This window comes from Vibrio sp. HS-50-1, from assembly GCF_024747315.1.
GTDB classification, from domain to species: Bacteria; Pseudomonadota; Gammaproteobacteria; order Enterobacterales; family Vibrionaceae; genus Vibrio; species Vibrio diabolicus.
In genome coordinates, this window is sequence record NZ_JAMPZF010000025.1 from 1 (window position 1) to 1,572 (window position 1,572).

1 protein-coding gene is annotated in these 1,572 nt (G+C 42.4%); it reads left to right on the forward strand.

The window, feature by feature from the left end:
- Positions 1-610: 610 nt before the first annotated feature.
- On the forward strand, positions 611-1,572 hold a 962-nt coding region (locus NDJ01_RS13850; protein ID WP_012841657.1), incomplete at its 3' end, for an integron integrase.

Here is a 1,572-nt window from a genome sequence, read left to right on the forward strand (position 1 = left end):
GAGACGCACATGCACCCTAACCTAAAATAAACTCTGATAAATCCGTGCCTGTTTGGGCACTAAAACCCCAATGCGTTTCGAATCGCCTTGAACGTCTTGTTATTCCGCAACTAAAGTCGGCTATGTTTACACCTAATCTTTTGATATGACGAGAAATTTTCGGTATGCAGGCAAAAATCGAAGCCGAAGTATTTGGCAGCTCACTACCTTAAATCGCTTTAGCGTCACTCTTTAATTGCTGCGCCATATTAAGGTGCGCTTAAAGCGCTTTAAGGCTAGCATGGAAATGACCAATATTCGCCCTTTTCGCCGCTTTTCCACCCTATTACCCCGCCACTTTCACTCTTAGGCTACAATCACGTACATTCAGCCTGAGAGATCCGTTGCGGAAATAACGCTTTCTATACGGCAATTTGCCTCCTTTCTGGCAAGCTACCGCCCTCTTTATGATCAAAAGCGCTATGAATCGTAGCACCTATATACATGAAACAAATAGAAAAACAGTATGAATATGTGTGGTCGCGCGCGCAATTAGACGGCGCAATGCACGCTAATTACAAAAGAGCTGATAGATTGAAGGGGCTGTATAAATAAACAGGTAAATTTTATCATGAAAAGTCAGTTTTTACTTAGTGTAAAAGAGCACATGCTTACTCGTCATTATGCGAATAAAACCATCGAAAGTTATCTATTTTGGATAAAACGCTTTATCACTTTCCACCAGCTTGCCCACCCTTCAACACTAGCAGAAGATGATGTCGTTCAGTTCCTGAGTTACTTAGCGGTAAAAGAAAAAGTTGCGGTAAAAACGCAAGCTTTGGCACTGAACTCAATATCATTTTTATATCGTGATTATTTCAAAACTCCACTATCACTTGATATGAGATTTCAGAAATCTCTGACCGAAAAGAAACTTCCCGTTGTGTTAACCAGGGAGGAGATCCGACGATTCGTTCAACATATCGACCCGAGGTATAAACTCCATATTCAGCTGCTTTATGGCTCAGGGCTTCGAGTCATGGAGTGCTTGCGCTTAAGAGTTCAAGACATCGATTATGATTATGGTGCAGTTCGCGTTTGGCAAGGAAAAGGAGGTAAAAATCGTACAGTCACATTAGCCAAAGAACTGCATGAACCACTCAAAGCTCAAGTTAATTTAGCAAGAGATTACTATTTTAAAGATAGACACATGCCTGGTTATGCGGGCGTATACATCTCTGAAGGTTTACGACGTAAATACCCAAAAGCGGAGCTAGATTTTAACTGGCACTTTTTATTCCCATCAACAAAGTTAAGTACAGATCGGGACACCGGAGAGCTCAGAAGACATCATATCAATGAAAGTGCAATACAAAGAGCGGTAAAGCGCGCTGCAACGGATGCGTGTATCGAGAAAACAGTAACATGCCATACACTCAGGCACAGCTTTGCCACACATTTATTGGAGTCTGGTGCTGACATTAGAACAGTACAAGAGCAGCTTGGTCACACCGATGTAAAAACCACCCAGATTTATACTCACGTTATCGAGCGCGGGGCTGGTGGCGTGTTGAGTCCATTATCCAGCCTTTA